The organism is Lacimicrobium alkaliphilum (assembly GCF_002591895.1).
Lineage (GTDB): Bacteria > Pseudomonadota > Gammaproteobacteria > Enterobacterales > Alteromonadaceae > Lacimicrobium > Lacimicrobium alkaliphilum.
In genome coordinates this window covers 162,492-188,716 of sequence record NZ_NISX01000005.1, presented here as the reverse complement: position 1 = coordinate 188,716, position 26,225 = coordinate 162,492, and the positions used below count along the sequence as shown (strand labels likewise).

Here is a 26,225-nt window from a genome sequence, read left to right as displayed (position 1 = left end):
CGTTGAATCATCTGTACGTCGCAATACTGTCAGCAAAATGGCCTGTTATCGCGCCGAATTCGAAATTCGGCGCATAAAATTCTGACATACCCCGTAACATTCACTTTTTGCATCCAACAGGCACCCCGCATAGGATAAGTGCAGGTTAACTGGCTCTGAAAATCTCCGTGGATACGATATGACTCAGCTATATACGCTGCAACTGATCATCAGCCTGGGTTTGTTGATTGCTCAGCTATGGGTGCGTGATAAGCAGCCGCTACATCTTTTATTCGCTCTGTTTTGCGGTTCTATGGCCATGTGTGCCGCCACCCGGTTGAGCGCGGGGAGTAGTCTGGGGGATTACCAATTTCTGATTGCCATGGGTGGCTTTGCTACCTGTAACGGCTATTGGCTGGTTGCCCGTGCATTGCACCGGGGTAGCGACGGGCTGGCGCTGCGGCATTATCTGTTGGCGGCCAGTGTTGCGTTGATGATTATTCTGTCTCACGGCTTTTCCTGGTCTCAGCAACTGGCGCCGGATACATTCCTGGGAACACGTTCGGCGCTGTCAGAAATGCTTAACCTGGTTTCCTCAACCCTGCTGGTGCTGAGCGTATGGGAAGGGTGCCGGGGGTTGCGCCGCGCCAGGGGCCAGCAATTGCAGCAACAGCTGCTGTTTCTGGCCAGTTTTTGTGGTGGGTTATTAGCCTGTACCGTGGTGTTAAAACTGATAAGTACGCCGCAAAATGAAGGCTACTGGCACCATCTGCTGGCGACTATCAGTGCTATTCAGATTATGCTGGTTACTCAGATATTGATCCTGTGGAAGTCTCACACAGCCAAAAGCGGGACAGAAGCCCAAGGGCTGGCTGACTCAATGGTATCAGCGCCCGGCCATGAAAATGATATGCTGCTGGCTGAGGAAATTACCCGCCGACTGCAACAACAACAGCAGTATTTGCAACCCAATTTACGGGTCAGTGATATCGCCCGGGCACTGGATGTGCCGGAATACCGCGTCAGCCGGGTTATGCGCGAACAACTCAGGGCGCAGAATTTCAATCATCACGTTAATACACTGCGGGTTTATCACGCCAGAGCGTTGCTGGAAGACCCGGCTAACCGACACTGGCCGGTGGCGGTGGTTGGCATGGAAAGCGGCTTTGCCTCAGTAGGGCCTTTTACAAGGGCTTTTAAGGCCGAATTCGGGCAAACGCCAAATCAGTATCGTGTCAGCTATTTGAGTGAATCATCGTCATCACCCACAGAACTGGTTTGTTCTGAGTAGGCTGGTTATCAACGTTCAGGGATTGTTTAAAGGGGTATATGAAAGTTCAAATGATGATCTGGCTGTCTGAAGCATATTTCCCGGAGGAAGCATTATGGAAGTGTCGGCGCTGAGGCTAAATCTGCTCAGGGGAATGTATTTACTGATTGCCGTTGGGCTTGGTTTGACTATTTGGCCGGAAATATTGTTTCCATCGGGTAGCCAGGCTGATGTGCATACTGTGGTCTCTGCTTTGCTGGGCGCACTGGGCATGATGTGCTTGCTTGGGCTCAGGTACCCGCTAAAAATGTTACCTCTGCTGATTTTCGAGTTTCTCTGGAAGCTGATTTGGGTCGTGGCCTTCGCATACCGGATGTGGCTGGATACCGGCCTTGACTCCTATGCCGCTGAAACCTTGTTTGCCTGTGTTATCGGCCTGGTGCTGGTGCCCATTGTTTTACCCTGGGGATATGTGTTTGAACGGTATATAAAAGCTAAGAGCGAGCCCTGGATAATTAGATAATTAAAGGAAGCCATCGATGAAATCCATTATCGACTCACCCAATTCTTATACCAGAATTGCCGGCATTGCGTATCTATTGATTATTGGCTTTGGTATTACCGGCCAGCTTTTTATCAGGGACGGTCTGGTAGACTTTGATAATGCAGCCTTAACTGCCAGCAATATCCTGGAAGCCAGCGATATATGGCGGCTCGGAATTGCCGGCGATGTGATGATGCACGCGCTGGATATTCCTGTGATGGTAATACTGTATTTCCTGCTAAAGCCGGTTAATAAACTACTGGCTCTGGTTTCGGTCGCGTTTAATCTGGCCCAGACGGCCGTGCTGGTTGCCAATAAGCTGGTGCTTTTAGTGCCGTTGATAATGATGAATGATTCGCAGTATATGTTGGCTTTTGAGTCGGACCAAGTCAGTTCTCAGGTGATGTTATTGTTGGATATACATGATTACGGTTTTGCTCTTGGGCTAGTCTTCTTTGGCTTTGCCTGTGTCGGATATGGCTTTCTGATCTATTGTGCTGACTATTTCCCAAAATTTATTGGTGTGTTAATGACCATCGCTGGATTAAGTTATCTGCTCAACAGCCTTACGTTGCTGATCGCACCTTCTTTGTCTGATGTTGTATTTCCCATATTGGTACTTTCTTTTATCGCAGAGCTTACCTGCGCGCTATGGTTGATTTTTAGGGGAGTCGATGCCGAGGAATGGCAACGGAATATTGGTAAATGAATCGCTTGGTAATGTTCACTCTTAGGAAAACACGCAAGCGGGTAATAATACGCTCTTAATCACTTGTTCTATTTGCAACTTTATTACAGCCCCGGTACATCTTGGCTGCATTGTTTGCTGGGTGCCGATGAATACATGGCGAGTATGACAGAGCAGGGACTGTGGTACCCGACCATTGTCACTTCTTTATTAGTGATAGTACTGCTGTTCTGGTCACGCAATGCCTGATCGGGTGCAAGGGTCAGGTATACCTCGTAATGGTTTGTGCGCCATTAGCGCAAACTATCTGCTGTGAACTCTTCTTTTTAATTAACCTTTAGTCTCGGTTTTATTGGGGCCTTTGTGTGTTCCGTGTAATGTTAATTAAGGATTCAAAGTAAGCTATGCTAACGGGCATGAGGATAAATCTGGATTTATTCATCTGGAGTGTCTTGGCCCCCTGAAAATCGGGTGGTCATCAATGATGTTAAGGGCTCCCGGCCTGATAGTCATGTGATGTAATCATCACGGACGAGGCGTTCAGGGCTCATACATTGCCAGACTCAAAGCTCTGGAAATACTCATTCAGGGCACATCTTGATAAGCCCGCATCCCAAAGATTCCACAGAGTAAGGAGAATCGAATGGAACCTGATAAACGCTTTCAGCCCGGGCCTCTGGGGTCACATCAGAAAAAGCAGGGTAGCCCGCTTTGCGAAAGCTGGCAAAAGGCATTGTTGTGTATTGACTTGCAATACCTGGGCTGCGCAGAAGGTTACGGGGTTTTCGAAAGTCACCGTAAATCCGGGGTTTCTGAAGATGCTATTCAGTACTATCTCAGGCGTGTTCGCGATACCGTCGTACCCAATGTCAGCAAGCTTCAGGAATACTTCCGGGCTAACGATCATGAAGTCATTCATATCCATATTCAGTCCCTTACTGAGGATGGGCGAGATCGCAGTCTTGAACATAAAAGGCTTGGGCTGCATGCCCCTCCGGGCTCCAAACTTGCTGAGTTCCTTCCGGAAGTGGCGCCTGTCGATGACGAGATTGTGCTCAGTAAAACGGCCAGTGGTGTATTTATCGCTACTAATATTGAGAGTGTGCTGCGTAATCTTTGCATCAGCGAACTCTATATTGCGGGTGTCTACACCAACGAATGTATCAGCAGTGCAGTTCGTAGTGCCAGTGATCTTGGTTTTCAGGTATCGCTGATTTCAGACTGCACCGCCGCCATCACCAAAGAACTGCATAAAGCCACATTGCTGACCCTGAATGAGCGGTATGCACAAGTAATGAGTGCAGATGAGCTTATCCGGCAACTAGAGGCAGAGTAAGGCCCTCCAGAGAAGGGGGACCCGATGGCCAGTCACACCAAAAACCTAATCAATCATTCACTTTATCCGCACGCTGCCTTCAGCAATACCATCAAACTGTACTGAAAAGACAACAATAAAAGTTTGTAAAGATGGTGAAGTGATTGCGAACATGTTAAAAAATGGCTTTGTTGTCATTGGCTTACAGCGTAACTTAACGTGCAGACACATAAGGAAATAGCATGTTCTCAGATAAAAATCCCCTGTTAATCATTGGTGCGTTTTGCAGTTTCGCTGCTGCGCTTTCCCATCTGGGGTGCATCGTTTTTGGGGCTGATGCGTATCGATTTTTTGGCGCGGGTGAGCAAATGGCGAAAATGGCTGAGAAAGGGCTGTGGTATCCAACCATTGTTACCTCCGTACTGGTTATGGTGTTGGTGGCCTGGGGCTTGTACGCTTTATCTGGTGCAGGAGTGATTTTTCGCCTGCCATTTCTTCGGTTTGCATTGTGCGCTATTACCAGCGTTTATCTGATTCGGGGGGTGGCGTTTTTCTGGCTGATGCCCATGTTCCCGGAAAACAGTCTGACGTTCTGGCTGGTCAGTTCAGGTATTTGTCTGGGAATTGGCCTGCTGTATGCGGTGGGGACGTATCAGGTCTGGGGAGAGATCAACAGCCACAATGACCGGGGTCAGGATCCCATAGTCGCAGAGTCGTAGGTAATCCCCCAAACCCCTCTAAACAGCTGGCTCTCGCTTCTTGTTGGTTTCTACTGATAAGCACCAGGCTGGTTAATGTCTGATATGGCATAGTCGTGAACAGGTGAAAGTGGGTTGAAGTTAGTTTTTTTGCAAGGTTATTTCAGGCAATACCCCTGCAGGCATGTTTAACAACAACCCCTTTTCAGACATCATTCAGGATTGTTTTATCCGGCGAAAACCGAGCGCGGCCAGCCCTAAACCTAAGATCGCCAGGCCCGATGGCTCAGGCACTGACGTCGGGTTCAGAAAAGCACCAGAGCCTGATGTAAATGTCGCCCCGCCCAGATCGGTAAAACTGAACGTACTGGTATTAAGAAAGTCGGTATAGGCATTTTCACCCGATGCAAAGGCATTGGCGACAATAGCAATACCATAGGTTTTACCTTCTTCAGCGGTAAAGGATCCATTTAATACCTCATCAAAAGAATACAGACCGTCACCAGCATCCTGAGAACTTTGATAAAATCCGGTGTAGCTAATTTCATTTGCGCTGTCTACCGGTCCTGTATCATCAAAAACATCAAAAAACGGTTCGGTTTCTAACCAGCTTTGCATGCCCGTAATGTCGTAAATCCTTACATAGGACTGAAAGTAGGCTGAATCAAATATCGAATCAGTATAAAAACTACCATCAACACCGAGGTTGTAACTGATCGTAGTGGGTGTCAGTAAACCGGAAAACTCAATAGTATCGAAAATAGTAACCAGAGCTTGCCCTGAGTCACCTTTTGAATAGGAGCTGGCACCGACTACACCTGCTGAAGTATCGGCTCTTAATGCCAGGGTTGCGGCAGCGTCTTCATAGTTTTGTGTATATTCGGAGTTTGCACTATTTGTTTCCAACAAATTACTGCCTGAAGTATCAGCCAATATAATTGTTTCAATTGCAGATCTTTGCGTTATGACTTCAGCTTGTGCCAAAGAATTAAAACCCGATAAAGCCAGTAACCCTATGGTCATCGCAAGCGTATTTTTTGGTAACATAATTTATCCTGAATATTAACTAGTAAAATGCATTTTTCATTGAAAAATACTGACTAAAGCATCAGGTCTGAGCAAATTTCAGGCCGTGATGACTAACTGTTTGATATATAATCGTTTATATCGATTTTGTATGACGTTTCTATTAAGGTATAAATATGCTGTAAAGTACTCTGACAGTCAGCACTACAGGGAGCATTAACAGACACTGCCTAACCTATTGATATTTAAGTTCTTACATCGATTTCTATATGACATTTCTAGCAAGGTATAATGCCGTAAAGTACTCTGACAATCAGCACTGCAGGGGCGTTAACAGATACTGGCTGATGTGATCTAAATCCTGCCAAATCAACAATACAATTGGTCTGTTCTTATAAACTTTATCCATATGTTTTCAGTGAAAACCAGTTCGCTGGTCACATATCGATCTGCTATGCAGAAAAACGGGAGATTAAACAAATATGAAAATACTTATGGTACTGACATCACATGACAAATTGGGTGATACGGGGCAGAAAACCGGCTTTTGGCTGGAGGAATTTGCCAGCCCGTATTATGTATTTAAAGATGCAGGAGCAGAGATCGTACTGGCATCACCAAAAGGAGGGCAGCCTCCCATTGATCCAAATAGTACAGGTGACGAGTTTCAGACGGATGATACCAGGCGTTTCGAAAGAGACGAGCAGGCACAGCATCATCTGGCCCATACACAGAAGTTGAGTGATATTCATGCCGAAGACTTTGACGGAGTGTTTTATCCGGGGGGCCATGGGCCGTTGTGGGATTTGACCCATGATCAATACTCCATCGATCTGATCAGCAAAACCTTGCAGGCAGATAAACCTGTGGCGGCGGTATGCCACGCACCTGCCGTTTTGACACAAGTTAAAAATAATCAGGGTGTGTCATTGGTTAAAGGCAAGTCAGTGACGGGTTTTTCAAATAGTGAAGAACAAGCTGTACAACTTACTGATGTTGTGCCGTTCTTACTCGAGGATAAGCTCCAGGCACTGGGGGGAAGTTTTAGTAAGGGCGATGACTGGACCAGTTTTGTGCAGGTGGATGGTCGCCTGATTACTGGTCAGAATCCGGGCTCCTCTGCCGAAACGGCCAGGGCTTTGCTGACACAACTTGTCTGAGTAAAAGATAAAAGCCTTGACCCCTGAACAAGCGGATAGTTAGATAGTTCTGTCAAAGACGATTGCCTGAATTTCCGGTCTTATTCGCCGGTTTTTGACATCAGCTTGCAACGCGTCAGAATTATTCTTTCAGATAAGTAATTCGTTTATTCACCTTAAAGCGAGACATAAGGCAATGATTTCAGGGAGAAATTGTGGGCGATAAACAAGGCTCAGTATCCTATAGTGGTGGCAAGCGAGCCAGGGGTGTGCAGGCATCGCCGGCTAAGTTGCGGTCGGCTCTGTTGGCGGCAGGAATCAAATCCCAGACTGAGGTAGCCAGACGAATACAGGTGTCAGAGGGGCTCAAAAAGATCCCTCGCACTATGGTCAACCGGGTATTTCGCGGTGAATCTGTCGATCCCGTCAGTATAGAACGGGTCGCCAGGGTTTTGAACACAGATGCCTGGGCGTTGTATCTGACCTCTAAAGAGGCTGACAGTCTGGATCAGGATCAGGAGCGGGAGGCCGGACCTGTTGACTATATCGTTCAGTCTGCCGCCCACACTGAGGAGCATCATGCTCAGCCGCAGCGTATTATAACCGTTTCCTGGCTGATGCCCGTGCTCGGCGTCGGACTGGCTCTGATACTCTTTATACTGCTGTTTCGTGGAATCCAGGCCGATGACAACGATACCCCCCCGGACCTTTTGCCAGCGTCCGGCTCGCTGATCCCCACAAGCATTCTGATTAATCCACAGCAGATCGCGGCTGAACCTTTAACGGCTTCGCTAAACAAGGCGTTGAGTCAGGATTTTTCCATCGCCACCTTAACATCACAGGACAATCAGGAAGTGCGTCTGGCCATTGATCTGGCTCGTGACTATCAGGCTGATGCGGTGATTACGCTCGACATCCGGCGTCGGGGGAGGTACCTGAGGGTACAGGCACTGGCTTTTTACAACGGCAGTAACAGACTAATCTGGTACAAAGTAATGGGTCATACGGTACTTAAACAGCAGGCGACGCTGTTTGCTGAACAACTGGCCAGTAAGATTCGTGAATTGATTACAACGGGGGCATTGTCATCAACGCCCAATGATGCACAGATCAGTGCCTGGGACAATTACTGGCTCGCAAGGCAACTGATGGATGCCCATAAACTCGAGAGCTGGTCTGAATCAGACAAAACCCTTAATCTTCTGGCTCTGGCCATTCAGGGTTATCCTGATTTTGCTGAAGCAGAGGCCGCCTTGTGTGAAACCTATGTCTGGTATAGCTTCGAGGGGCATGAAAAGGAGCGGTTAGAGCAAGCGGAAAAACATTGTCAGCGGGCCCGGCAGCTGGCTCCTCAAAACAGCTATGTGATGTCTGCTCAGGCGCTGTTAAACCGGCGAACCATAGGCACAAAAGCTGGTATTCAGGCGTATCAGAAGGTTTTGCAGCGGTGGCCGCAGAACCTCGAAGCACTGCAGGGGCTTGGTGCCAGTTATATGTTGTCTTTCAATGAATCTGATTCCGGTGTCGAAAACGCCATCGGGTTGGCAGAGCAGACCTTACAGAATGTACTGAAACTGGAGCCCGGATATTGGTTTAATCACTACCGGCTGGCCACTCACTATTTTTATCACGGTAATATGACTGAGAGTCTGTCCTATTTTCAGCAAGCTGCTGATTTGGGAAAAAAGGCTGTAGCCTATAACGGTGCTGGTGTTGTTGCAGTGTGTCTGGGGAATCTGAAGCAGGGCCGGGAGGCCTTTGAGCAACTCAGGGCGTTGCACCCACAGAATCATCTGGCGGATGAGCAACTTGGCTTGATTGCTTATCTGCAAGGAGATTATCCATTGTCTCTGCAGCATCGATTGACTGCACTGGAAAAAATGGGGGACCCGGATCAAATTGTTTATCACCAGGTTTGGGGCGCGCTGGCCGCCTCTTATCTTGGGGTTAATGATAACTCTGGTGCAGAAGAGGCGCTGCGCAACGCGCTCAGGGTAATTCAGCGTGACAAGCTCAGAAACAGCCAGATGATTTGGGGTGAAATTGGTGAGGTTTATTATCGTTTGAAACTCAGCAGTATTACCGGAAAGCCGGTCAGGATAGGACAAGCGCAGCGGCAACGTTTGTTGCAATTCGCCGAACAGGAATTACAGCCAGCTGTAGTCACTACGCTGGCGTTAACCTTTGAAGAGCTGGGTGAAGAGCAGGTATCAGAGAAGCTTTGGCACAAAGCGATCGATCTTTGCCCGGTGTATCAGAACTTACAAAACCAATGAAGGCGGCCTGTTGCCGCCGTTACAGAGGTTTATTTTTGTCTGTTTAACCGCATTGCCAGCACAGCAAATAATAACAGAGCGACGCTGCCCGGCTCTGGGATTTGATTCCCATCCGGGATATCGCTGATATTCAGAGTGGCGGCGAAATTCTGTGCACTAAGTTCAAAACCCTGGCCATCAGAGAGCAGAACATCTGAAAATGCCAGTATGCTGGTTCCAATACTACTGGCATTGAAATTCAGTGTTGCCAGAAGCAGCGAGTCTTCCTGCGAGCTGAGATCGAACTGAGATGACAGGCTGGCCAGATTCAGCGTACCGGTGCCACTCAGGCTTTCATCAAAATCGAACCAGTCATCACTAAACAGCAAAGATGAAAATGGGCTAACAGCCTGATCAAACACCAGGCCAATATCGAAACCGCCGAGATCCGCTGAATCCAGCCCGGAGATCCATAACTCCAGTGCAATGTTATCACCGAGCTGGTAGTTCTGTTCCAATGGCGCAGCCTGATTGTTAAACGACAAAATCGGTGCAGCGAAACTATTACAAGACAGGCCACAAGCCAGGATTCCTGCGGTAAGTACTTTTGTTATCTTGGTCATTTTAATTCTCCTTAAAATACTCTGGCCCGATGTCAGGCCAGAGCGTTGTTATCAGTCATTCGTTGGCGTGGCGCAGCCAGACAAGGTGCATTGCAACACACAGCCTCTGGCATCCAATACATTGATAATACCGTCGCTGTTCCAGTCGGCCCGATCTGAATCGCCACTGGCAGGGCTATTCCGCCGGACCATGATGGCGCGAATGTCGACCTTGTCGATTACCAGATTTCCGTCAATATCACACATTTGCGGTTCTGCAGGGGTATCGACGGTCAGCTGCATGGTGTCGGTGTCACTGGCCTGGCCATCAAAGACGCGCAGCTGCACTAAATAATCTCCTGAGATATCCGGTGTGAAGTCTGTTGCAGCTGCGTCGGCTGGCATAATCACTGCTGAGCTGCCACTGGGTGCACTGAGGATTTGCCACAGGTACGTTAACGGCTGGGGAGCGTTGTCGGGATCATAACTCTGACCAGCATCAAGTCGCGCGGTTTCGCCAAGTTCAATTTGCTGATCGATTCCGGCATTCGCAATCGGAATAGCATTCTCCGTCACCGTTACGGTCAGTGAATCTGACGCAGAAATATCGGCGTTGCTAACCTGAAGCTGGACAACATAACTGCCGCCACTATCTGGTACAAATGTTGCGTCAGGCTGGTCTGCATTGCTGATGTCTGCACTGACCAGATTACTGTCAGGGGCCACCGAGACAAACTGCCACTGATAAGTCACTGCCTCGCAAACATCGGAAGCGGTAATTGTGGCATTGTTCAGCATTGCACTGTTACCGAGCTCCAGAGTGATATCAGGACCTGCTGATACGCTGAGTTCGCAAATCTCTGGGCTGATGATGTTAATGCTCAGGGCAGTATCGTCGGACAGCTCACCATCGGTCACCTCCAGTACCAGTACATAGCTCCCTTCAACATCGGCAGAAAATGCCGCCAATGGGCTGTTTGCACTGGTAATGTCAGTATCGTCAAGTGTGCTATCCCCAGGAACGCTCTGAAAACGCCATTGATAGCTAAGAGGTAATGGGCCGTTATCGGGATCAACACTGCCGCTACCATCAAGAGAAATGGTGGCGTCAACGGTGAGATCGCCGGTATAAACTGCGCTTGCCTGAGGGCCAATGTTAGCGGCGGTTACCTCAATGGTGACAACATCCTGAGGACTGTCATCCTCTGCATCGCTGACAACTAAACCTATCGCGTAACTGCCTGCAATATCCGGGGTGAAGTAGGGCGCTACAGATTCGGCGTCTTCTAAGGTTGCATTACTGCCTGCTGGCAAAGTCAGAAATTGCCACTGATAGGTGATCAGGTCACCGTCAGCATCTGAAGAGCCAGAGCCATCCAGACTGACCAGAGTGTTAACCGGGGCGCTTTTATCTTCTCCGGCATCAGCAACCGGCGTGCGATTGAGGACAGATACTAATACTTCTGCGCTATCGTTTAATAACCCGTCATCAACAGTCAGCAGTAAGCGGTACTCGCCACTGACATCCCCTTGTATGCTGGCTATCGGATTATTCGCACTTTGAATATCGGTTTCAGTAATAGCGCTGTTATCCGGCACTGAAATCAGCTGCCACAGATAACTCAGAGGTTGTGGCGAATCGTCAGGGTCAAATGAGCCGCTGCCATCGAGATTAATCACTTCTGCGCGATACGCCTCAGCCGGTGCAATAGCGACGGCCACAGGCTGTTCTGGATCCGGTGGTGCATCAGGCAGGTTATAATCCAGCCGGTAAGGTCCGATGCCGGTATCATTAACAGTACTGGAATTGTTATCCATCACCAGCAAGGTATAGGTTCCATCACCGGGCAGGCTATAGTCGATGAGTTCGGCAACCGTAGTCCCCCCACGTTGGGTGAGATAGGTGCCGCTTTGATCAAACAGGTAAATAAAGGGGGCAAGATTCGTTTCATCGATATCCGTTACTCTGATATTGATAATGTCCCCGGCCAGGCCGTTAAAGGTAAAGGTGTCCAGATCGCCGAGATCGATATATTCTTCAAGACTGCCTGCACCATCGATCTGGCCGTGTTCATTGGCTCCGGGTATTCTGGCCAGATACAAGCGGTAATCACCGGTACCGGTATCATTGACGGTACTCGACCTGTTATCCATCACCAGTGCGGTATAGGTGCCAGTTTGTGCGACGGTAAAGCTGGCCTTGGACACGGTATTGCCTTGCCCCCAGGTGACATAACTGCCATCCGGGGCATACACCGCCAGATAGGCGGAGAGGTCCGTGTCATTGATATCGGTGAGTGACAGCTGAACAAATTCGCCGACACTGGCCTCAAACGACCAGGTATCAATATCGCCCAGCTCAATGCTTTCTTCGACATAGCCGCCGTTGATCAGACTGCCATGCTCGGCAACCGGAGGAATGGCCAGATAAAGGCGATAATCCCCGGTACCGGTATCATTGACGGTACTCGACCTGTTATCCATCACCAGTACGGTATAGGTACCGGTCTGGGCTGCGGTAAAGCTGGCTTTGGATACGGTATTGCCTTGCCCCCAGGTGACATAGCTGCCATCGGGGGCATACACCGCCAGATAGGCGGAGAGATCGGTGTCATTGATATCGGTGAGTGACAGTTGCACAAATTCGCCGACACTGGCCTCAAACGACCAGGTATCAATATCGCCCAGCTCAATGGTTTCTTGTACATAGCTGCCGTTAATCAGACTGCCATGCTCGGCAACCGGAGGAATGGCCAGATACAGGCGATAATCCCCGGTACCGGTATCATTGACAGTACTCGAATTATTATCCATCACCAGTACGGTATAGGTGCCGGCCTGGGCTGCGGTAAAGCTGGCTTTGGATACGGTATTGCCTTGCCCCCAGGTGACATAGCTGCCATCCGGGGCATACACCGTCAGATTGGCGGAGAGGTCTGTGTCATTGATATCGGTGAGTGACAGCTGCACAACATCGCCGACATTAGCCTCAAACGACCAGGTATCAATATCGCCGAGCTCAATGGTTTCTTCGACATAGCTGCCGTCTATCAGACTGCCATGCTCGGCAACGGGAGGAATGGCCAGATACAGGCGATAATCACCGGTACCGGTATCATTGACGGTACTCGACCTGTTATCCATCACCAATACGGTATAGATACCGGTCTGGGCTGCGGTAAAGCTGGCTTTGGATACGGTATTGCCTTGCCCCCAGGTGATATAGCTGCCATCGGGGGCATACACCGCCAGATAGGCGGAGAGATCGGTGTCATTGATATCGGTGAGTGACAGTTGCACAAATTCGCCGACACTGGCCTCAAACGACCAGGTATCAATATCGCCCAGCTCAATGGTTTCTTGTACATAGCTGCCGTTAATCAGACTGCCATGCTCGGCAACCGGAGGAATGGCCAGATACAGGCGATAATCCCCGGTACCGGTATCATTGACAGTACTCGAATTATTATCCATCACCAGTACGGTATAGGTGCCGGCCTGGGCTGCGGTAAAGCTGGCTTTGGATACGGTATTGCCTTGCCCCCAGGTGACATAGCTGCCATCCGGGGCATACACCGTCAGATTGGCGGAGAGGTCTGTGTCATTGATATCGGTGAGTGACAGCTGCACAACATCGCCGACATTAGCCTCAAACGACCAGGTATCAATATCGCCGAGCTCAATGGTTTCTTCGACATAGCTGCCGTCTATCAGACTGCCATGCTCGGCAACGGGAGGAATGGCCAGATACAGGCGATAATCACCGGTACCGGTATCATTGACGGTACTCGACCTGTTATCCATCACCAATACGGTATAGATACCGGTCTGGGCTGCGGTAAAGCTGGCCTTGGACACGGTATTGCCTTGCCCCCAGGTGATATAGCTGCCATCCGGGGCATACACCGCCAGATAGGCGGAGAGGTTAGTGTCATTGATATCGGTGAGTGACAGTTGCACAAATTCGCCGACATTAGCCTCAAACGACCAGGTATCAATATCACCCAGCTCGATGGTTTCTTCGACATAGCCGCCGTTGATCAGACTGCCATGCTCGGCAACCGGAGGAATGGCCAGATACAGGCGATAATCACCGGTACCGGTATCATTGACGGTACTCGAATTATTATCCATCACCAGTACGGTATAGGTGCCGGTCTGGGCTGCGGTAAAGCTGGCCTTGGACACGGTATTGCCTTGCCCCCAGGTGATATAGCTGCCATCCGGGGCATACACCGCCAGATAGGCGGAGAGGTCCGTGTCATTGATATCGGTGAGTGACAGTTGAACAAATTCGCCGACATTTGCCTCAAACGACCAGGTATCAATATCACCCAGCTCGATGGTTTCTTGTACATAGCTGCCGTTGATCAGACTGCCATGCTCGGCAACCGGAGGAATGGCCAGATATACAGAGTACTGGCCGGTGCCGGTGTCGTTATCCGTACTGGAATTGTTGTCACGAATGGTGAGGGTATAGGTACCGGATTGCGGTGCAGTTACGCTGATTTTGGAGACCCTGTTACCCTGGCCTGTGCTGATAACATTACCATCAGGAGCTGACAGCATTGCCAGTGCCGACAGCGAAGTATTGTTGATATCAACAACAGAAATATGCACCTGGTCTCCAGCGCTGGTGTTAAATGTCCAGCTATCCTGCTCCCCCACAAATGAGATAGCGCCGCTGACAACACCACCGTTTTGTAAGCTGTCTGCGTGGGCGGCCAGAGAGTATGTGCTGACCCATGTTAAAAACAATAGTGCTAACCAGATTTTCAGGGATTTAAATACCCTGACAGAGTCGGTTCTTAATTGCTGATAGCAGAGCACGCTCTGTATCAATGGCTGAGAGGTGTGCATAACAGATCCTTTTCCTTGTTAAAAACTTTGACCACAGGGCCGAACGCCTGGTACTGCTAGGCATTAACGTGTTGTATTAATTGGCATACGCGCCGCGATATTAAGGGGTCCCGGATGGGAAATATCTTTAGTAGTTTTGACAGCAAACATCTGTCTGGGGAATAGGCTTTGCACGTTAGCTGGACCCGTGATGGCTTATCTGAAGCTAAATGGTGCTAACTGGGTCAGTATGAAGCGAGCTATGGGGTCGTGGAAGTGATAATACCGACAGGGTGATAGTGAAAAAGAGTATGCAACCAGGGAGGAGTAATTTCCCTCCCTGGAATAGAATCAGCAGATCACATCTGTGATTGCAGGTAGTTGGAGAGGCCCATAAGCTTAATCAGGCGAAGCTGTTGCTCCAGCCAGTAAGCGTGATCTTCCTCGGTGTCTTTAAGCAGGGTAGTGAGCATATTGCGGCTGACAAAATCCTGCTCCTGCTCACAGAGTTTGATGGTATCTTTGAGCAGTTTCTGAACGCCATATTCCAGATCCAGATCATTTTGCAGCATTGAGGGCACGTCTTTACCCACAGCAATGCTCTCTCTGGTCGCCATATCCGGCGTACCCTCAAGAAACAGAATGCGTTCAATTAAAGCACTGGCGTGATCTTTTTCATCATTGAATTCATGATCGATACGTTCAAACAGCTTATTCAGTCCCCAGTCCTGATACATGCGGGAGTGGATAAAGTACTGATCCATGGCGGTAAGCTCGTTTGCTAACAGACGATTAAGCGCATCGATGACTTTGGCATTACCTTTCATATTGAGTCCTGTTGATATTGGTAAACCTTAGTGCCCAAGTTTAGCTCAAATGTCAGCAAATATAAATTTTTACTTTTTAAATCAACGCATTAATAAATAGTAGTGATTCTTGTTGGCACTTCGTTTTGGGCTTAAACGCGCCTTGCCAAATTTAATTCATACAATTGTTTGAATCTTGCTAAGGTTTATGAAATTAATAGGCTTAGCGAACAACAAGAAAATTTCTGACGGAGCAACTATGCAGAACAAGTGGATGATATACGGTGCCAATGGCTACAGCGCGGAGTTAATTGCCAGAGAAGCCAAAAAACGGGGTATGACGCCGGTATTGGCAGGTCGTAATAAAGAGAAGGTCAATGCTCTGGCAACACAACTTGGACTAGAGGCGGTGATTGTCGATCTCTCAGAAGGGCAAAAATTGCGTGAAAGTCTCAAAAACATGATACTGGTACTGCATTGTGCCGGCCCTTTTTCTGCTACGCATAAACCTATGCTGGAGGCCTGTATTGACACCTCCACCCATTATTTTGATATTACCGGCGAGATTGCGGTGTTTGAACATGCCCACAGTGCTGATGTCAGTAAGCGCGCCAAAGCGGCCGGCATAATGGTTTGCCCCGGTGTGGGTTTTGATGTGGTGCCAACAGATTGTCTGGCGGCAAAACTGAAGCAGGCCCTGCCTGGTGCGACGCATCTTGAGCTGGCGTACAAGGCTGCCAAACAGCTTAGTCCGGGCACCGCGAAAACCTCTGTCGAAAGTATGGGAGGGCTCTGCCAGGTCCGTGAAAATGGCAGCATTAAAGGCATTTATTCTAAAACCCGGCAGATCGATTTTGGCGAAGGCGAGCGCCTGGCCATGACCATTCCCTGGGGGGATGTCAGTACGGCTTATCACAGTACCGGTATAGAAAATGTGGCGGTGTATGTGCCCGTGCATCCAAAAACTGTGGCAAAGATGCACAAGATCCAAAAGTGGCGCTGGTTCTATGGATTGTCTTTTGTGCAGAATATGACTAAAAAGCAAATTGAAAAGAAGATCTCCGGTCCCGACGAAACCCTGCGTCAGGCCAGCCCGACTTACCTTTGGGGTCAGGTATGGGATGAGCAGGGCAATAAGCGTACCGCCCGTTTTACCACGCCTAATGGTTACGATCTGACCATTACTGCGCCTCTGGCGATGGTCGGTGCGGTGATAAACAGCGAGGTAAGCGCCACAGGCAGTATCACACCATCACAGTTAATGGGTGAGGACTTTGTCTGGAGCCTGCCTGATGTTACCCCTCTGGAGTGGGTAGATGCCTGACCTGAGAGAAAATATTACCCCAGGCGCATCGAATGCGCCTGGGTTCATCAGCTGATTTCTGATCTATTATTCAGGTCAGCTCGGCGTGGTTATGGATGATATTGAAAATATCTCTGAAGCTATGGGCTGTGATATTCGTATTCTGAGGGATTTTCATTGCCCGCAGAATTTCCCGAATACAGATGACCCCACACAGTTGATCCTGCTCATCCACAACCATCGCAAACTCTTGATTCAATTGTTGCATAGTATGGAGTAGTTCACCGACTGTGGCTGACTCTAATTCCTGGTATCGGATACCCTGTAACTTTTCTCTGGGAATCATCATGTCTTCGGCGTTGAGCTCAGTTCTTCTGAGGCCTTTGCATTCGCAGGTGATCAAAACCTTGCGGCTGCAGAGATCGGCATAGCTGATTAACCCTATGATCCCTGAATGATTTTGACTGACCAAAGCGTATTTGCTCTGGTTTTTCTGCATGCGGAAAACAACGTCATCGATTCCTGCGTATTTATCCACAATCAGGGGAGAAGCCCCGCAGAAGGTGTTGAGTAAAGAAGATACCGGGCTTTGTAAGTCCAGCACGGGATTCGTATGTTCTGTCCGGTATTGACCAATCTTATCCAGACCCAGTGTTTTCAATTTTTTATACAGCATTTGTTGTCTCCAACCAATTCAAGCAGCGTATCCCGGGCAGTCTGACAGGCAGAGAGTGGCGACCGCCCCCGGGTTCATTAATGTTTATCTGTGACGCTGCGGTGGTGGAGCCCGGGGCTGATAACCAGGAATATAATGCTGTTGATGGGAAGTCTGTGCGACAGATATCTGCCAGAGACTGTCAAAACAGGGAGGATCAGTGTTGAAGCTGACATTGATATCATCAGTGTCAGGCTCTTCTTCAGCCCATGTAAGTTGGTTTTGCACCGGGTCTTGCTGCAGTGCTTTGCTGGCATCGGTTAATCCGCTGCTATTGACCGGCTCGACATATAACAGGCATAACCAGGCACTAAGGCTTAATAAGAGCCATTGAGGGATCCGACTGCGGTGTTGGGTATGTTGCTTCATCATGCCGACGAAATCTGCGGTGTTATTGCTAATATGGATATGGCGGTGAAAAATACAATCCCTGACAAGTTATAAAGTACAGAGATCAAGATGATTTGCAGTTTTAGTGAACGCTGTCACTGCCAGTTAATCAGGGCTCGTACACCCAGGCCCAGCAGAATAGTCATGGTGGTGCTGAGCAGGGTACCAAGCATCACATACTCGGTAAGTTGACGATCCTGCTGGCGGGTGAGATCACCGAAGCGAAATATGGACTTGGCCGCCAGTAAAAAGCCAATGCCTGCATATTGTTCTAACAAAACAAAAGTCAGGATCAATGTTCTTTCAATCAGGCCAATAACGTGGCCGGCGCTGGGCAGACTGCTGTCGCTTTCGGTATGCCACTTCTTCAGTGCCATGGCAATCATGAAGGAAAACGGACGCAGAACAATCAGATAAGCGCTTAACAGCAGCAGGGTGTTGAGGTTGAGCAGGTGTTGCCAGAAGTGTTCTGTAAGCTGCCAGGCCTGAGATGTCTGCAGCCATATCCATATCAGCACCAGCAGATGCAGGATCTGATCGAGCACAAAAAAATACAGATTTCTTGGGCAGTAGGATTTTACCAGGTCGATGGCGTAGTGGCTCAGTCCCAGCACGAATGCCATTATTAACGGCTGAGTCAGAGTGAAACCCCAGCCATACCAGGTTTGCCAGCATACCAGTATCAGCAGAGATAAAAATGCGTGCAGCAGCCCATGATAGATCAGCTTTATTGAGCGGTAATGGCATTGCTGTCGATTCTTTATCCAGCTTAGTGGCTGGAAATAGAAGTCTGCCAGCAGATGACCAATCAGCAAAGCAACGAGTAACAGTAATTCATCCATGAAAACACCTTTTAAAGAGTTGTTGGCTGTGCAGAACAAATTCCTGCAACAACTGATAGTGACCCTGATTCAGTAATCGGGTGGCATTGACCCTTGAGCTGTCCAGACGCCGGGCAATGGCCTGGTGACTATTATCTGTCAAAGTAAAGTATTCATACAATGCGCAGGCCTGCCTCTTACTGATTTGGCTGATAAGGGTGTCGGCAAATTGCAATAATAAGGGCATATGAAACTGGTATTGCTGATTTGAACTGTTAATGCTCAGGCGTTGTTGGGTAGTCATATTGTCCAGCCCCTTACCGGACAGGGTGAAGGCCTCTCCGGTAGCGGTTTTAATATCGGCTCTGGGATTACTGACACCGCCGAAGCCTGTGCTGATGCGGGCGTCCCACCCATGGCTTATCAGGCCCAGGCGGATAATCAGCATGCCTGATATTGCTCTGTCAGGGGCTGGTAGTAATAGCTGAAAGGCATCCCCCCGGAAAATATTATAGCGGCCCTGTGCTGTACTGACTGTGGTAAGCAACTGATTCAGCTGATATAACAGGTTATCATACTGCTCAGAAGGGATTTTACCTGAATCTATCAGATCCCCTGTGAGTACCGCATATTCGGCCATATTGTTTTGTCAAAGTGATAAATGGTCAAATAAAAGTAACCCAAATAGATTACATTGTAAAATGTAATCTAAAATGGTTACATGGGCGTTTATTCCCGGCTTGAATAACAGCCTCAGATATACAGGCTAAAGTGTCGGAATATTTAACAGAGAATCGCATTAATCAATTTAAGTTATTGATATTTATGGGTGGCATGCTATTTGCTTTTGTTTTAGTGACTGTAAAATTGTTTTAAGTCTTAACGAGGTACTCAAAGATGTCTGTCACCAAATTATGTCGTATGGGATCTGTTTTGGGATTAACTCTGTTGCTTAGCTTTGCTGCAAAAGCCACTCTGATTTCTGCTGATTTTCGTACTGAAGCGAACCTTCCTGACGTCCGCAATGGTCTGCCACTGATACATGAAACCCTTGGTCAGTCGATTGGGGCCGGGGCCGAGCTAAATGGTACCCATTTTGTGCAAAACCCGGATAACTGGGGTGGCGGTGAAGTATGGATGGATTACGATACTGACACCAATATTCTGACCTTAGATTCGCAGGATACCTGGGATTTTAAAACCTTTGATGCCTGGATAAGCAATATTGTCTTCTCTCAGCCCGGGCAAAGTATCATGGGCATCAGTTTGCTGAGTGACAACCTGACTAATGTCGGTGTGACTGCGGATTTATCTTTTACCGCCGACAGTCTGCATATAAGTTATGACTATCAACCAGACAGTTTTGACTTTACGGGTGGTAGTGCCACGTTCCAGATCGAACTTGGTGAGACAGATGTTATCGCAGTGCCAGAGCCACTGCCGTTAACCTTGTTCGCCTTAGGGTTAGTCGGACTGGTACTGACACGCAGAAAGCAGACAGCCAACTGACCGGCGCCTTGATGTCGGTCTGACTTGACCGCCGTAAAACAGAAAAAGCCAGATAGAGACTCTATCTGGCTTTTTTCATGCTTGTAAACGAGTTGTTTTACGCGGCCTGTTTTTTGAACAGTTCTCTGAATACGGGGTAAATATCCTCCACATCGCGGATATGCTTTATGGCAAAGTTCTCGAATACACCGGTCAGGTTTTCATATTGGCGCCACAGACTCTGGTGCTGGCGTTGGGTAATTTCGATATAGGCGTAATAGCGCACCACCGGCAGTAATTTGTTCACCAGTAGTTCGGTGCACTGCGGTGAGTCATCGGCCCAGTTATCACCATCTGAGGCCTGTGCAGCATAAATATTCCATTCGTTACCGGGATAGCGAGCCTGAATAATCTCATCCATCAGCTTCAGGGCGCTGGAGACGATAGTACCGCCGGTTTCCTGTGAGTAGAAAAATTCGTGCTCATCCACCTCTTTTGCCTGGGTGTGGTGGCGGATATACACCACCTCTACATTTTTGTAGGTGCGGGTCAGAAACAGATAGAGCAGAATATAAAAACGCTTGGCCATATCCTTAGTGGCCTGATCCATGGAGCCGGATACATCCATCAGGCAGAACATCACTGCCTTACTGGTGGGCAGCGGGCGCTTTTCAAAATTGCGAAAGCGCAGGTCGATGGCATCCAGAAACGGCACCTTGGCGATACGGGCTTTCAGCTCAGCGATTTCGGCCTCCAGCCGGGTAATGTCCAGTTGATGATCATGTTTATCCTTTTTCAGGGCTTCCAGCTCTTCTTCCAGCGCACGCAACTGGCGACGTTTACCTCCGGTTAGGGCGATACGCCGGGCCATGGAGCCGCGCAGGGAACGAATAATATCCAGGTTGCTGGGTACGCCGTCGGTTTTAAAGCCGCTTCGATAGGTTTTGTACTCGACCAGTTTGTCCAGTTGCGTCTTTTTCAGATTGGGCAGAGCCAGATCTTCAAACAGCAGATCCAGATATTCGTCTTTGGAAATCTGAAATACGAAGTCGTCTTCCCCTTCGCCGCTGTCTGAGGCTTCACCCTCTCCGCTGCCACCGGACTGGCCGCCCAGTGGGCGCTGAATACGATCTCCCTGACTGAACTGATCATTACCGGGGTGTACCATATCCCGCTCGCCACCCTTACCGGTGTGAAATATTGGTTCCCTGATATCCCGGGTGGGAATATTGACACTCTCGCCCGTTTCCACATCAGTGACACTGCGTTTACTGATGGCATCGGAAACCGCCTTTTTTATCTGCTGCTTATAGCGGCGGATAAAACGCTGACGGTTGACCGTACTCTTGCCTTTGCTGTTCTCTCTTCTGTCGATAAAGTGCGCCATACTGCTCTCCTGTGCACCTTAAGATGACTTGCGAACGCGCAGATACCACTCACATAACAACCTGACCTGTTTTCTGGTATAGCCTTTTTCGGTCATACGTTTGACAAAGTCATCGTGTTTTTGCTGATCCTCCGCGCTGCTCTTGGCATTAAAGGAAATCACCGGCAGTAAGTCTTCGGTGTTGGAGAACATTTTCTTCTCGATCACGGTGCGCAGCTTTTCATAGCTGGTCCATGCCGGGTTTTTGCCTTTGTTATTGGCTCTGGCCCGCAGTACAAAGTTAACAATTTCATTGCGAAAATCTTTGGGGTTGCTGATCCCTGCGGGCTTTTCGATCTTCTCCAGCTCGGCATTCAGGGCTTCACGGTCAAATAACTGGCCGGTTTCCGGATCGCGATACTCCTGATCCTGGATCCAGAAGTCGGCATAGGTGACATAGCGGTCAAACAGGTTCTGGCCGTATTCTGAATAAGACTCTAGGTAGGCGGTCTGGATCTCTTTGCCGATAAACTCCACATATTTGGGGATCAGATAACCTTTGAGAAACTCTTTATAACGCTCGGCAGTTTCCGGTGGAAACTGTTCCCGTTCAATCTGCCGCTCCAGCACATAAAACAGGTGTACCGGGTTGGCGGCCACTTCCTGAGCGTCGAAGTTGAATACCTTTGAGAGGATCTTAAAGGCAAAACGGGTACTTAATCCCTCCATGCCTTCATCGACACCGGCATAGTCACGGTATTCCTGATAAGACTTGGCTTTGGGATCGGTATCTTTAAGGCTTTCACCGTCATACACCCGCATTTTCGAATAAATGCTGGAGTTTTCCGGCTCTTTAAGCCGTGACAGCACAGTGAACTGAGACAGGATTTCCAGTGTACCGGGGGCGCAGGGCGCACCACTGAGCTCACTGTTTTCAATCAGTTTGCGGTAGATTTTCTGCTCTTCGGTCATACGCAGGCAGTAGGGCACTTTGACGATATAAACCCGGTCCAGAAAGGCCTCGTTGTTGCGGTTATTGCGAAAACTCATCCACTCAGATTCATTTGAGTGGGCCAGAATAATGCCGTCGAAGGGCAGGGCAGAAAATCCTTCTGTGGGGTTATAGTTACCCTCCTGTGTTGCGGTCAGCAAAGGGTGCAGCACCTTAATCGGTGCTTTGAACATCTCAACAAATTCCATCAGTCCCTGATTGGCTTTGCACAGAGCACCGGAATAGCTGTAGGCGTCAGGATCATTCTGGGCAAACTGCTCCAGTTTGCGGATATCCACTTTACCCACCAAAGATGAGATGTCCTGATTATTGTCATCACCGGGCTCGGTTTTGGCGACAGCTACCTGATCCAGTACTGACGGATGCATTTTTACTACGCGGAACTGCGACACATCGCCATTGTACTCATGCAGCCTTTTTCTGGCCCAGGGTGACATAATGGTTTTCAGATAGCGGCCGGGAATGCCGTATTCTTTTTCCAGAATCTCACCGTCTTCGTTGATATCAAACAAACACAGTGGATGATCGTTGACCGGAGAGCCTTTGATGCAGTAAACCGGTACTTTCTGCATCAGCTCCTTAAGTTTTTCTGCCAATGAGGATTTACCGCCGCCTACCGGGCCTAACAAATACAGGATCTGTTTTTTCTCTTCCAGACCCTGAGCGGCATGTTTGAGATAGGAGACAATCTGCTCTATGGACTCCTCCATACCGAAAAAATCATCGAAGGCCGGGTAGTGGGAGATAATACGGTTTGAGAAGATACGGCTTAATGCAGGGTCCTTTGATGTATCCAGAGTCTGAGGCTCGCCAATTGCCAGCAACAGACGCTCTGCAGCATTGGCATAGGCCGACTTGTCCTGCTTACACAGCTCGAGAAACTCGCTGATGCTGTACTCTTCTTCCTTGTGGGCTTCGTATCGTTGTTGGTAGTGTTCGAAAATACCCATAAACCACCTCCGGTATAATCACTGGACTTGCTAACAGGAAATAAGGACACCTTTTTAACAGGTTGTCTTTAAAAGGTTAGACCCTATTTGCCATCTCTGTGTTGCAATTTATCGAATTAGTTTGTGGATAAGGCGATTTTCCTGAACAAAAAAATCGCCTGTGTTCAACTGGATATAGATTGGCAGTGTAAACAGATCAGTTCTGCCATTTTACAGTGCGTTATACTTAGCGGTCATACCGCGGTCACAACTAAGGAAGGATCATGTACCAGCAAAGCCTGCAAAAAATATTCGGGTTTAATCAGCTCAGGCCGGGTCAGCAACAGGTGGTTGAAGCGGTGCTCAACGGTCAGTCGGCAGCGGCTATTTTTCCTACTGGTTCCGGTAAATCCTTATGTTATCAGTTACCGGCTCTGCATTTTCCCCATCTGACCCTGGTCGTATCACCCTTATTGGCACTGATGCAGGATCAATTGAGCTTTTTGCAACAAAAGGGCATTGCGGCCGGGAGTATCGATTCACAGCAGAGTCACGACCAGCAACAACAGGTGATGGCGGACGCCCGTAGCGGTAAACTGAAAATCCTGATGATTTCGGTGGAGCGCCTTAAAAATGAGCGCTTCCGCCATTTTATTGCTCAGGTGCCGCTGTCACTGTTGGTGGTGGATGAGGCTCATTGTATTTCTGAGTGGGGGCACAACTTTCGTCCCGATTATCTGAAACTGCCACAGTACCGGCAAAACCTGAATATTCCTCAGGTGCTGCTGCTCACTGCTACTGCAACCCCTGCAGTGATAGAAGACATGTGCAGTAAATTTTCCATCGCTAAAGACAATGTGGTGGTAACCGGCTTTTATCGGCAGAATCTGGACTTGTCTGTGATGGGGGTTGGCGAGGCGCAGAAGCTGGCGGTGTTAAAAGATTTACTTGGCGCCGACTCAAAGGTTTCCAGTATCGTCTATGTGACGCTGCAACACACTGCTGAGCAGGTTGCACAGCAGCTAAAGCAGTCCGGCATCGGGGCTAAGGCCTATCATGCAGGTATGGACAGTGAGCGGCGCGAACAGGTGCAAAGGGATTTTATGTCAGGCGCAACCCCTTGTATTGTTGCCACTATTGCCTTTGGTATGGGCATTGATAAGGCCGATATTCGCCGGGTTATTCATTTCGATCTGCCCAAATCCATAGAGAATTACAGTCAGGAAATCGGTCGCGCCGGCCGCGATGGCAAAACCGCATTTTGTACTGTGCTGGCAAACAGAAGCCACCTGACCTTGTTACAGAATTTTGTTTATGGTGACACGCCGGATAAGCAGGGTATTGCTCTGGTACTGGAACAGATTAAGCAGCAATCCGGTGACTGGGCGATTCAGTTATATAGCCTGTCTGCCCAGAGTAATATTCGCCAGTTACCGTTGAAAACTTTGCTGGTTTACCTGCAGTTACAAGGCGTGCTCGCACCCAAATTCAGTTATTTCGCCGAATACAAGTTTAAAACCCGGATGCCGGAAGATGAGATTATTAGCCATTTTGAAGGGGAACGACGGCAATTTGTCAGCCAGCTGTTTGCTGCTTCTGCGAAGGCGAAAACCTGGCACAGTGTGGATTTTGATTTGCTCTGGCAACAATACCAGGGGGATCGTAAGCGCGCGCTGACGGCACTGGAGTATTTCAGTGATAAGCGCTGGATCGAGCTGCAAAGCAGCAAAATGACCGAGGTGTACGAGATTATCGAAAGCAACTGGCAGGTTGAGGTATTGTCATCCCGGCTCTATGAGCTCTTTGTCACCCGTCAGAACAGCGAAATAAAACGTATCGATGCGATGCTGGCACTGTTTGAGGGGGAGCAATGCCTGAGCCAGGCGCTGGCCAGTTATTTCGCAGACGACCAGGCACCAAAGCATTGCGGACATTGTTCCGTTTGCCGGGGCCAGCCCGCAGTGCTGCCAGCACCCGGGAGTTTACCGCCCCTGCCGTCGGCATCGCTGATTGACTGGTGCCAGCCTTATCTGAATGCAGCGGAGCAGTCACAAAAACCGGTCTGCAACGAAGCGCTGGCGCGTTTTCTCTGTGGTATCCGCACTCCCGATACTACATTGCTCAAGGCTGCGAAGATGCCAGGCTTTGCAAGACTTGAGGCCTATCCTTATGCTGTGGTGCTGGAGCAGGTAAAGCAAACCATGTCGTTATTACGCAATCAAAACTGATCGCAATGTCAGTGCTTGCGTATTACCAGCCATCATACTTACAACAAGGATTTTCATGCTTACTCTGCATCATCTCAATAACAGTCGGTCACAACGTATTCTCTGGCTGCTCGAAGAGCTGGGATTGGATTATCAAATTCAGCATTATCAGCGCGACAGCAAGACTATGCTTGCGCCTGACAGTCTTAAGGCTGTGCACCCGTTAGGCAAATCGCCGCTTCTGACCGACGGTGATAAGGTGCTGGCCGAATCCGGCGCCATTATTCATTATCTGTGCAGCCGCTACGGCAAGCAGGACTGGATCCCGGCAGAGTCGAGCGATGAGCATGAAGCCTATCACTACTGGCTGCATTTTGCCGAAGGCTCACTTATGCCGCCGATGTTGCTTAAACTGGTTATGGATAAGGTACGTTCCAGTCCGATGCCGTTTTTTGCCAGGCCAATTGCAAGAAAAATTGCCGACAAGTCGATGAAATCTTTTATCGGCCCAAACCTTAAAAACAATTTTGCTTTTGTCGAGCAACAACTTGAAGGACGTCAGTGGCTGGCGGGCAATCAGCCAACAGGAGCTGATATACAGATGAGTTTTCCCCTTGAAGCCGCAGTGGCACGTGGGCTGGCCGAAGAACAAACACACCCCAATATCTGTGCTTATGTGGCGAGGATCCATAGCCGCGAAGCGTATCAAAAAGCCCTTAAGGCTGGCGGTGAATACGCCTACGCCTGATGTTTCCCCGATTGTGGTTCTAACCGAAAAGCACTAAAAGCAGATTTCACCACAGAGGCACGGAGGGCACAGAGAAGTAAAAGGG

Annotated in this window: 21 protein-coding genes; 11 read left to right on the top strand and 10 right to left on the bottom strand. The window is 48.9% G+C overall.

Annotation, left to right across the window (positions count from 1 at the left end; translation table 11 throughout):
* Positions 1-178 precede the first annotated feature (178 nt).
* The 5 genes from CDA54_RS06905 (at position 179) to CDA54_RS06885 (ending at position 4,515) form a co-directional block, all read left to right on the top strand.
* Positions 179-1,270, top strand: coding sequence for a helix-turn-helix transcriptional regulator (locus CDA54_RS06905; RefSeq protein ID WP_099034252.1), 1,092 nt, complete (start codon positions 179-181; stop codon positions 1,268-1,270).
* Positions 1,271-1,364: 94 nt separating this feature from the next.
* A complete protein-coding gene (locus CDA54_RS06900) occupies positions 1,365-1,772 on the top strand; it encodes a hypothetical protein (protein ID WP_099034251.1) in 408 nt (135 codons plus the stop codon).
* A 16-nt stretch (positions 1,773-1,788) separates the two neighbouring features.
* Complete coding sequence (locus CDA54_RS06895) at positions 1,789-2,502, top strand: DUF4386 domain-containing protein (protein ID WP_099034250.1); 714 nt, start codon at positions 1,789-1,791, stop codon at positions 2,500-2,502.
* A 622-nt stretch (positions 2,503-3,124) separates the two neighbouring features.
* Positions 3,125-3,817, top strand: coding sequence for a cysteine hydrolase family protein (locus CDA54_RS06890; RefSeq protein ID WP_099034249.1), 693 nt, complete (start codon positions 3,125-3,127; stop codon positions 3,815-3,817).
* A gap of 221 nt (positions 3,818-4,038) precedes the next feature.
* A complete protein-coding gene (locus tag CDA54_RS06885) occupies positions 4,039-4,515 on the top strand; it encodes a hypothetical protein (protein ID WP_099034248.1) in 477 nt (158 codons plus the stop codon).
* A 195-nt stretch (positions 4,516-4,710) separates the two neighbouring features.
* On the opposite strand, the gene CDA54_RS06880 is transcribed toward CDA54_RS06885, so the two are convergent.
* On the bottom strand, positions 4,711-5,541 hold the full coding sequence (locus CDA54_RS06880) for a PEP-CTERM sorting domain-containing protein (RefSeq protein WP_099034247.1): 831 nt from the start codon (positions 5,539-5,541) through the stop codon (positions 4,711-4,713).
* Between the two features lie 461 nt (positions 5,542-6,002).
* Between CDA54_RS06880 and CDA54_RS06875 the strand changes: the two genes are divergently transcribed.
* Both CDA54_RS06875 and CDA54_RS06870 read left to right on the top strand, forming a co-directional pair.
* A complete protein-coding gene (locus CDA54_RS06875) occupies positions 6,003-6,680 on the top strand; it encodes a type 1 glutamine amidotransferase domain-containing protein (RefSeq protein ID WP_099034246.1) in 678 nt (225 codons plus the stop codon).
* Positions 6,681-6,874: 194 nt separating this feature from the next.
* The gene (locus CDA54_RS06870; protein ID WP_099034245.1) at positions 6,875-8,935 is read left to right on the top strand and encodes a helix-turn-helix domain-containing protein; all 2,061 of its coding nucleotides are present in this window, start codon (positions 6,875-6,877) and stop codon (positions 8,933-8,935) included.
* Positions 8,936-8,964: 29 nt separating this feature from the next.
* Here the strand turns inward: CDA54_RS06870 and CDA54_RS06865 are convergent, their stop codons facing one another.
* The 3 genes from CDA54_RS06865 to bfr form a co-directional block, all read right to left on the bottom strand.
* Entirely contained in the window at positions 8,965-9,537 is a 573-nt protein-coding gene (locus CDA54_RS06865; RefSeq protein ID WP_099034244.1) for a hypothetical protein, read from the bottom strand.
* Between the two features lie 51 nt (positions 9,538-9,588).
* Positions 9,589-14,376 carry a PPC domain-containing protein gene (locus CDA54_RS06860; protein WP_099034243.1) on the bottom strand — a complete coding sequence of 1,596 codons (4,788 nt, stop codon included), beginning with the start codon at positions 14,374-14,376 and terminating at the stop codon, positions 9,589-9,591.
* A 338-nt stretch (positions 14,377-14,714) separates the two neighbouring features.
* Positions 14,715-15,182, bottom strand: coding sequence for a bacterioferritin (gene bfr, locus CDA54_RS06855; protein WP_099034242.1), 468 nt, complete (start codon positions 15,180-15,182; stop codon positions 14,715-14,717).
* 238 nt (positions 15,183-15,420) lie between these two features.
* On the opposite strand from bfr, the gene CDA54_RS06850 reads away from it, so the two are divergent.
* Positions 15,421-16,485, top strand: a complete 1,065-nt coding sequence (locus tag CDA54_RS06850; RefSeq protein WP_099034241.1) for a saccharopine dehydrogenase family protein — start codon at positions 15,421-15,423, stop codon at positions 16,483-16,485.
* Between the two features lie 70 nt (positions 16,486-16,555).
* On the opposite strand, the gene CDA54_RS06845 is transcribed toward CDA54_RS06850, so the two are convergent.
* The 4 genes from CDA54_RS06845 to CDA54_RS06830 all read right to left on the bottom strand — a co-directional run bounded on the left by CDA54_RS06845 (position 16,556) and on the right by CDA54_RS06830 (position 19,030).
* Positions 16,556-17,140: a CBS domain-containing protein gene (locus CDA54_RS06845; RefSeq protein ID WP_099034240.1), complete on the bottom strand. Its 585-nt coding sequence runs from the start codon at positions 17,138-17,140 to the stop codon at positions 16,556-16,558.
* Between the two features lie 84 nt (positions 17,141-17,224).
* A complete protein-coding gene (locus CDA54_RS06840) occupies positions 17,225-17,551 on the bottom strand; it encodes a hypothetical protein (protein WP_099034239.1) in 327 nt (108 codons plus the stop codon).
* A 113-nt stretch (positions 17,552-17,664) separates the two neighbouring features.
* Positions 17,665-18,411: a DUF3307 domain-containing protein gene (locus tag CDA54_RS06835; RefSeq protein WP_099034238.1), complete on the bottom strand. Its 747-nt coding sequence runs from the start codon at positions 18,409-18,411 to the stop codon at positions 17,665-17,667.
* Positions 18,404-19,030 (bottom strand): hypothetical protein, encoded by a 627-nt coding sequence (locus CDA54_RS06830; protein ID WP_099034237.1) that lies wholly within the window; start codon positions 19,028-19,030, stop codon positions 18,404-18,406. The genes CDA54_RS06835 and CDA54_RS06830 overlap by 8 nt, the downstream gene beginning before the upstream one ends.
* Positions 19,031-19,287: 257 nt before the next feature.
* Between CDA54_RS06830 and CDA54_RS06825 the strand changes: the two genes are divergently transcribed.
* Entirely contained in the window at positions 19,288-19,899 is a 612-nt protein-coding gene (locus CDA54_RS06825; protein WP_099034236.1) for a PEP-CTERM sorting domain-containing protein, read from the top strand.
* A gap of 97 nt (positions 19,900-19,996) precedes the next feature.
* On the opposite strand, the gene CDA54_RS06820 is transcribed toward CDA54_RS06825, so the two are convergent.
* Positions 19,997-21,265 carry a YeaH/YhbH family protein gene (locus tag CDA54_RS06820; protein WP_099034235.1) on the bottom strand — a complete coding sequence of 423 codons (1,269 nt, stop codon included), beginning with the start codon at positions 21,263-21,265 and terminating at the stop codon, positions 19,997-19,999.
* Between the two features lie 18 nt (positions 21,266-21,283).
* Complete coding sequence (locus CDA54_RS06815) at positions 21,284-23,206, bottom strand: PrkA family serine protein kinase (RefSeq protein ID WP_099034234.1); 1,923 nt, start codon at positions 23,204-23,206, stop codon at positions 21,284-21,286.
* A gap of 263 nt (positions 23,207-23,469) precedes the next feature.
* Here CDA54_RS06815 and CDA54_RS06810 point away from each other — a divergent pair, with 263 nt between their 5' ends.
* On the top strand, positions 23,470-25,413 hold the full coding sequence (locus tag CDA54_RS06810) for a RecQ family ATP-dependent DNA helicase (protein ID WP_099034233.1): 1,944 nt from the start codon (positions 23,470-23,472) through the stop codon (positions 25,411-25,413).
* 55 nt (positions 25,414-25,468) lie between these two features.
* Entirely contained in the window at positions 25,469-26,140 is a 672-nt protein-coding gene (locus CDA54_RS06805; RefSeq protein ID WP_099034232.1) for a glutathione S-transferase, read from the top strand.
* Positions 26,141-26,225 lie beyond the last annotated feature (85 nt).